Source organism: Mycobacterium sp. 4D054, from assembly GCF_052245755.1.
In the GTDB taxonomy this organism is placed as follows: domain Bacteria; phylum Actinomycetota; class Actinomycetes; order Mycobacteriales; family Mycobacteriaceae; genus Mycobacterium.
In genome coordinates, this window is record NZ_JBQQCF010000089.1 from 1 (window position 1) to 8,454 (window position 8,454).

General features: G+C 67.4%; 2 protein-coding genes and 3 pseudogenes. All 5 read left to right on the plus strand.

Going from position 1 to position 8,454, the window contains the following annotated elements; translation table 11 throughout:
* The first annotated feature begins 325 nt into the window (after window positions 1–325).
* Window positions 326–1,450, plus strand: a pseudogene (locus tag ACTWP6_RS29235) (nitrate/nitrite transporter).
* Complete coding sequence (locus tag ACTWP6_RS29240) at window positions 1,447–5,142, plus strand: nitrate reductase subunit alpha (protein ID WP_443189506.1); 3,696 nt, start codon at window positions 1,447–1,449, stop codon at window positions 5,140–5,142. The pseudogene ACTWP6_RS29235 and the gene ACTWP6_RS29240 overlap by 4 nt, the downstream one beginning before the upstream one ends.
* Entirely contained in the window at window positions 5,139–6,794 is a 1,656-nt protein-coding gene (gene narH / locus ACTWP6_RS29245) for a nitrate reductase subunit beta (RefSeq protein ID WP_443189507.1), read from the plus strand. The genes ACTWP6_RS29240 and narH overlap by 4 nt, the downstream gene beginning before the upstream one ends.
* Window positions 6,791–7,426 (plus strand): annotated as a pseudogene (narJ, locus tag ACTWP6_RS29250) (nitrate reductase molybdenum cofactor assembly chaperone); the annotation flags it as partial. The gene narH and the pseudogene narJ, both read left to right, overlap by 4 nt.
* Window positions 7,427–7,435: 9 nt before the next feature.
* Window positions 7,436–8,180, plus strand: a pseudogene (gene narI, locus ACTWP6_RS29255) (respiratory nitrate reductase subunit gamma); the annotation flags it as partial.
* Window positions 8,181–8,454: the final 274 nt, after the last annotated feature.

The following is an 8,454-nucleotide window of genomic DNA, read 5'->3' on the forward strand; positions in this document are numbered from 1 at the left end:
ACCTACGGAGTGCCTTCCCGCTTTGTGAACATGGACCCTAGACAAGTCACATTTTCTCAAACAGGACAGGCACTTCCGTGCATTACAGGTCGTGTCAACAGCCTATTTCACGAAACGTCGAGGTTAGTCGGCTTAGGTACGCTCCCGGTTCGAAAATTAAGGCGCCACAGATCAATTCAAATATCGCCAAACGTGACACAGGGCTGCGGAAAGATGTTTCGCTGAATCCGTGAGCACGGCGACAACGCCGGACATCGGCGCACGGCGGGGACTCAATCTGGCGCTGGCCACCTGGGTTTCCGCGATCAACTTCTGGGCCTGGAACATGATCGGTCCACTGTCCACCACCTAGGCCGGCGACATGTCGCTCAGCAGCAGCCAGGCCTCGATCCTGGTCGCGACCCCGATCCTCGTCGGCGCGCTCGGCCGGATCGTGGTCGGGCCGCTGACCGACCGCTTCGGCGGCCGGGTGATGTTCATCGCGGTGACGTTGGCCTCGATCCTCCCGGTGCTGGCGGTCGGCATCGCCGGGACGTCGGGCTCCTACCCGCTGCTGGTGGTCTTCGGGTTCTTCCTCGGCGTCGCCGGCACCGTCTTCGCGGTCGGCATCCCGTTCGCCAACCACTGGTACGAACCTTCCCGCCGCGGATTCGCCACCGGTGTGTTCGGCATGGGCATGGTGGGCACCGCATTGTCGGCGTTCTTCACCCCGCGCTTCGTCAACTGGTTCGGGCTGTTCACCACGCACCTGGTCATCGCGATCGCGTTGGCCGCGACCGCGGGGCTGTGCCTGGTGGCCATGCGCGACTCGCCGGGCTTCACGCCCAACCACGACGCGGTGGTGCCGAAACTCAAAGCCGCGGCGAAGCTGCCGGTGACATGGGAGATGTCATTCCTCTACGCCGTCGTCTTCGGCGGATTCGTCGCCTTCAGCAACTACCTGCCGACCTACATCAAGACCATCTACGACTTCTCGGCCGTCGACGCCGGTGCGCGCACCGCAGGGTTTGCCCTCGCAGCGGTGCTGGCCCGTCCGGTCGGCGGTGCGCTGGCCGATCGCTTCGCCCCCAAGTACGTGGTGCTGGGCTCGTTCACCGGGACGGCGGTGACTGCGCTGGTGGCGATCTTCCAGCCGCCGCCGGACTTCTGGTCGGCGATCACGTTCATCACGTTGGCACTGTTCCTGGGCATCGGCACCGGTGGCGTCTTCGCCTGGGTCGCGCGCCGCGCGCCCTCCCAGTCGGTGGGTTCGGTCACCGGCATTGTCGCCGCGGCCGGCGGGCTCGGCGGCTACTTCCCGCCCCTGGTCATGGGGGCGACCTACGACAGCGTCGAGAACGACTACACCATCGGCCTGTCGCTGCTGGTGGCGACCGCGCTGATCGCATTCACCTACACCGCGCTGCGCTTGCACGCTCACCAACCACGCGTCGAGGGGGCCGCCCGGTGACCACCACACCTCGGACCGGCGGCGTCGTCGAGGAGCTGCTCGAACGCAGCGGCCGGTTCTTCACCCCTGGGGAGTTCTCGGACGATCTGCGCACCGTCACCCGCCGCGGCGGCCGCGACGGCGACGTGTTCTACCGAGATCGCTGGAGCCACGACAAGGTGGTGCGCTCCACCCACGGTGTGAACTGCACCGGGTCGTGCTCGTGGAAGGTGTACGTCAAGGACGGCATCATCACCTGGGAAACCCAGGAGACCGACTATCCGTCGGTGGGCCCCGACCGGCCCGAGTACGAGCCGCGCGGATGCCCCCGGGGCGCCGCGTTCTCCTGGTACACCTACTCGCCGACCCGGGTCCGGTATCCGTACGCGCGCGGTGTGCTGGTCGAGATGTACCGGGAAGCCAAAGCACGGCTGGGGGATCCGGTGCTCGCGTGGGCCGACATCCAGGCCGATCCGCAGCGCCGTCGGCGTTACCAGCAGGCGCGCGGTCGAGGTGGCCTGGTACGGGTGAGCTGGGCCGAGGCCACCGAGATGATCGCCGCCGCCCACGTGCACACCATCAAGACCTACGGCCCCGACCGCATCGCCGGGTTCTCGCCGATCCCGGCCATGTCGATGGTCAGCCACGCCGCGGGGGCGCGTTTCGTCAGCCTGCTGGGTGGCGCGATGACCTCGTTCTACGACTGGTATGCGGATCTGCCGGTGGCCTCCCCTCAGGTGTTCGGCGACCAGACCGACGTCCCGGAGTCCGGCGACTGGTGGGACGCGGCGTATCTGATGATGTGGGGCTCCAACGTGCCGGTGACCCGCACCCCGGACGCCCACTGGATGGCGGAGGTGCGCTACCGCGGCACCAAGGTGGTCAGCGTCAGCCCCGACTACGCCGACAACACCAAGTTCGCCGACGAGTGGATGCCCTGCGCGGCCGGCACCGATGGGGCGTTGGCGATGGCGATGGGGCACGTGATCCTCACCGAAAACTTTGTCCGGCAACGTGTTCCGTTCTTCGTTGACTATGTCCGCACCTACACCGACCTGCCGTTCCTGGTCAAACTCGAGGAACGCGAAGGTGTGCTGGTGCCCGGCAAGATGCTGACCGCCGCCGATCTGGGGGAGGGGGCCGCACAGGAGAACGCCGCGTTCAAGCCGGTGCTGCTCGACGGCGCGAGAAACGACGTCGCGGTGCCGCCCGGCTCCCTGGGCTTCCGCTACGGCGAGGCCGGCGAGGGCAGGTGGAACCTCGATCTCGGTGACCTGGTCCCGGCGCTGACCGTGGCCGACGATTCCGGCGGCGGTGAGACCGCGGTGATCACGTTGCCGAGGTTCGACACCGTGGGCGGTCAGGGTGCCACGCTGAGGCGCGGGGTGCCGGTGCGCCGGGTCGGAGACCACCGGGTGTGCACGGTATTCGACCTGATGCTCGCGCAGTACGGCGTGGCCCGGCCCGGCCTGCCCGGGGAGTGGCCGGCCGGCTACGACGACGCAGAGGCTCCGTACACCCCGGCATGGCAGGAGTCGATCACGGGAGTGTCTGCCGCACAGGCGATCCGGGTGGCGCGCGAATTCGCCCGCAACGCCGAGGAGTCGGGTGGCCGCTCGATGATCATCATGGGCGCCGGGATCTGCCAGTGGTTTCACGGGGACACCACCTACCGCGCCGTGCTCGCGCTGCTGCTGCTGACCGGCTCGATGGGCCGCAACGGCGGCGGGTGGGCGCACTATGTCGGCCAGGAGAAGTGCCGGCCGGTGACTGGCTGGGCGACGATGGCCATGGCCACCGACTGGTCCCGCCCTCCGCGCCAGATGCCGGGTACGTCGTACTGGTACGCCCACACCGACCAGTGGCGCTACGACGGCTACCGGGCCGACGCGCTGGCCAGCCCGACCGCACGGGGCCGGTTCGCGGGCAAACACACCATGGACGTGGTGGCCGCCGCGACGGCGATGGGCTGGATGCCGTTCTACCCTCAGTTCGACCGGTCCAGCCTTGACGTCGCCGACGACGCCGAGGCGGCTGGACGTGATATCCCGCAGTACGTGTGTGAGGAGCTGGCGGCGGGGCGGCTCAAGCTGGCGGTCACCGACCCCGACGATCCGTCGAACTGGCCGCGGGTCCTCGATGTCTGGCGAGCCAATCTGCTGGGCTCGTCGAGCAAGGGCAATGAGTACTTCCTGCGCCATCTGCTCGGCACCACCTCGAATCTGCAGGCCACCCCGACAGAGGAGGCGCTGCGGCCTGGGGACGTCGCGTGGTCGCCGGAGATTCCGGAGGGCAAGCTCGACCTGCTGATGTCGATCGACTTCCGGATGACATCGACGACGCTGCTCTCCGATGTGGTGCTCCCCGCGGCCACCTGGTACGAGAAGGCCGATCTGTCCTCGACCGACATGCACCCTTATGTCCACGCGTTCAGCCCGGCGATCGACCCGCCGTGGGAAACCCGGTCGGATTTCGACGCGTTCGGCGCCATCGCGCGCAGTTTCTCGGCGCTGGCGCGCACCCACCTGGGCACCCGCACCGATGTGGTGCTCGGCGCGCTACAGCACGACACGCCCGGCGCGATGGCATATCCGGGCGGCACACAGCGGGATTGGCGGGAGACCGGCGACGTGCCGGTGCCCGGCAGGACCATCGGCCCACTCACCGTGGTGGAGCGTGACTACCCGGCGGTCGCCGACAAGTGGGCGACGCTCGGCCCGCTGGTGGACCGGCTCGGGGTGACGACGAAAGGGGTGACCACCTGGCCGGTGCAGGAAGTCGCCGAACTGTCGAAGAAGTTCGGGGTGCTGGGATCGGGGCCGGCCGCGGGCCGTCCGGCGATCACCACCGCCGAACGGATGGCCGATGTCATCCTCGCGCTGTCGGGAACCTCCAACGGGCGGCTGGCCGTCGAGGGCTTCCGGGAGCTGGAGCGGCGCACCGGAACTGCGCTGGTGCACCTAGCCGAGGGCAGCGAAGAGCGCCGCATCACCTACGCCGACACCCAGTCCCGGCCGGTGCCGGTGATCACCAGTCCGGAGTGGTCGGGCAGCGAGACGGGCGGGCGAAGATATGCGCCGTTCACGGTGAACATCGAACAGCTCAAGCCGTTCCACACCCTGACCGGGCGGATGCACTTCTATCTGGACCACGACTGGGTGGAGGAACTCGGCGAGCAGCTGCCGGCGTACCGGCCGCCGCTGGACATGGCCCGACTGTTCGGCGAGGGTGCCGTCGGTGAGCGGGACGGCATCGGGCTGACAGTGCGTTACCTGACCCCGCACTCCAAGTGGTCGATCCACTCGGAGTATCAGGACAACCTGTTCATGCTGTCGTTGTCACGCGGTGGGCCGACGATGTGGATGAGTCCGGTCGACGCCGCCAAAATCGCTGTGCGCGACAACGACTGGGTGGAGGCCGTCAACCGCAACGGCGTGGTGGTGTGCCGGGCGATCGTCAGCCACCGGATGCCCGAGGGGGTGGTGTTCGTCTATCACGCCCAGGAACGCACGATCGACGTGCCGCTGACCGAGACCACCGGCAAACGGGGCGGCATTCACAATTCTCTGACCAGGCTGCTGGTCAAGCCCAGTCACCTCGCCGGGGGGTACGCCCAGACGGCGTTCGCGTTCAACTATCTGGGCCCCACCGGAAACCAGCGCGACGAGGTCACCGTCGTGCGCCGGCGCTCGCAGGAGGTGTTCTACCAGTGAAACCGATGGCCCAGATGGCGATGGTGATGAACCTGGACAAGTGCATCGGGTGCCACACCTGTTCGGTGACCTGCAAGCAGGCGTGGACCAACCGGCCCGGCACCGAGTACGTGTGGTTCAACAACGTCGAGACCCGGCCCGGGCAAGGCTATCCGCGCACTTACGAGGACCAGGACAGGTGGCGCGGCGGTTGGGTGCGGGACCGGCGGGGCCGGTTGCGACTGCGTGGAGGCGGACGATTTTCCAAGCTGTTGCACATCTTCTCGAACCCCAAGCTGCCCTCGATCGACGACTACTACGAGCCGTGGACCTACGACTACGAGAATTTGACGAACTCGCCTCTGGGCGAACATATTCCGGTCGCACCGCCGCGCAGCCTGATCAGCGGCGAGCCGATGAAGGTCGAGTGGTCGGCCAATTGGGACGACAACCTGGGCGGCTCCACCGAACTGCTCTCCGGCGACCCGGTGCTGCGTCAGGTCAGCGAGCAGGTCCGGCTTGAGCTCGAGCAGACGTTCATGTTCTATCTGCCGCGGATCTGCGAACACTGCCTGAACCCGTCCTGCGTGGCGTCGTGCCCGTCGGGCGCGATGTACAAGCGCAGCGAGGACGGCATCGTGCTGGTCGATCAGGACAGCTGCCGCGGATGGCGGATGTGTGTGTCCGGATGCCCGTACAAGAAGGTGTATTTCAACCACAAGACGGGCAAGGCCGAGAAGTGCACGCTGTGCTATCCGCGCATCGAGGTGGGACTGCCGACGGTGTGCTCGGAGACGTGCGTGGGCCGGTTGCGCTATCTGGGACTGGTGCTCTACGACGTCGACCGGGTGCTGGAGGTGGCCTCGACGCCCGAGGACACCGACCTGTACCACGCGCACAAGTCGATCCTGCTGGACCCCAGCGATCCCGAAGTGATCGCCGCGGCCCGCGCCGAGGGGATTTCCGACGAGTGGATCGAGGCCGCGCAGCGTTCGCCGATCTACGCGCTGATCCACACCTATCAGGTGGCGTTGCCGCTGCACCCGGAGTACCGGACCGTGCCGATGGTCTGGTATATCCCGCCGCTGTCGCCGGTGGTGGACGCGGTCAGCCGTAGCGGCCACGACGGCGAGGAGGTCGGGAATCTGTTCGGCGCACTGGAGGCGCTGCGCATCCCGATCGAGTATCTGGCTGGGTTGTTCACCGCGGGCGACACCGCGGTGGTCGAGGGTGTGCTGCGCCGTCTGGCGGCGATGCGGTCCTACATGCGCGACGTCAACCTCGGTCGCGACACGCAGCCGCACATCCCGGAGTCTGTCGGGATGACCGAGGAGCAGATGTACAACATGTACCGACTGCTGGCCCTTGCGAAATACGATGAGCGCTACGTGATCCCGACGGCGTACGCCACCGAAGGACTTCCCGGGATCGAGGAGCCGGGCTGCTCGCTGTCGTTCGAAGGCGGCCCGGGCATGTACGAGTCCGGACCCTTCGGCGAGGCCAGTGGTGTGCCGGTGCCCGTCGCGGTGGAGACCTTCCACGCGCTGCGACACCGGCAGACCAGCGAGCACATGGCGGCCAACGAGTCCCGTCCGTCGCGGGTCAACCTGTTGAACTGGGACGGCCGCGGCGCGCCGCCGGGGATGTTCCCGCAGAACGGGGACCGGGGATGAGGCTGCGCAGACGCCGGCCGCTCGCCGACCGGCTGGTGTGGCAGTGCGCCTCGCTGGTGTTGAGCTATCCCGACCCGCGGCAGCTGGAGACCGCGGCAGAACTGCTGTGTTACATCGACGGTGCTGCGGGAGAACATCTTTCGCGCACGGTCGACGCGGTGCGCGAAGTAGACCCGATGGATGCGGCACAGCGGTACGTGGCGACCTTCGACATGCGCCGCCGCGCCACGCTTTACTTGACGTACTGGACCGCGGGGGACACCCGTAATCGCGGTCGCGCGATGCTGGATTTCGCCGACGTCTACCGGCGTTCCGGGGTCGAGATGCCGACTGGTGAGGCGCCCGACCACCTTCCGGTGGTACTCGAGTTCGCCGCCACCGTCGACCCCGACGCCGGCCGGCGCTTGTTGTGCGAGCACCGGGTGGCTCTGGAGGTGCTACATCAGGCGTTGGCGGAGAAGGACTCCCCGTATGCCCCCGCGATCGCGGCGGTGCTCTCGACGCTGCCGCCGGCCACCGACGGCGAAGTGCGCCGTGCGCAGCGGCTGGCCGCGGACGGTCCTCCTGCCGAGGCCGTAGGACTGCAACCGTTCACGCTGACCGTCCCGCCGCGCCGGGTCGACGCCGGCGTCGAGGCAGAAAGGGTGCGGTGACATGTCCGGTTGGGAGATCTTCTGGGACGTCATCCCCTACGTGACGCTGGCGATCGTCATCATCGGCACCTGGTGGCGGTACCGCTACGACAAGTTCGGCTGGACCACCCGGTCCTCGCAGCTCTACGAGAGCCGGCTGCTGCGCATCGCCAGCCCGATGTTCCACTTCGGCATCCTGGTGGTGATCGTCGGCCACGTCATCGGCCTGGTGATCCCCGAATCCTGGACCGACGCCGTCGGATTGAGCAACCATGCCTATCACATCCAAGCGCTGGTACTCGGCGCCATCGCGGGAGTGTGCACGCTGGTCGGTATCGCGCTGCTGGTGTACCGGCGGCGCACCCGCGGCCCGGTGTTCATGGCGACGACGGTCAACGACAAGGTGATGTATCTGGTCCTGGTGCTCGCCATCGTCGCCGGGTTGGCCTGCACGCTGATCGGGGCGACACCGGTGGGCGCAGAGCACGACTACCGGCAGACGGTGTCGCCGTGGTTCCGTTCGATCTGGGTGCTGCAGCCGCGCGGTGACCTGATGGTGCAGGCGCCGTTGTGGTTTCACATCCACGTGCTGATCGGTCTGACGCTGTTCTGCCTGTGGCCGTTCACCCGGTTGGTGCACGCGTTCAGTGCCCCCGTCGGGTACCTGTTCCGTCCGTACATCGTCTACCGCAGCCGCGACGTGGCCCGGCAGGGTGAACTGATCGGATCGGCCCCCCACCGCCGCGGCTGGTGACCCGCTCAGGGTTGGTGACCCGCCGGGGCTGGTGTTCCGCCGAAATCGCATTCCACGTGCGTCAAGCCTGAGAGTAGGCGCACCACAGGCAATCTCGGCGACGGTCCGGCGGGGTTCTCATGCGGTCCAGTAGACCTGGCCGTCGGCGCCTAGTGTCCTGAGTCATTAATTGCGATCTAGTTGTTAGACTGGGTTGTGCCGACACCTCATGCCGCGAAGATTGTCTTGACCACTGACGAGCGGGCCGAGTTGGAGGGGTGGGCGCGGCGACGAT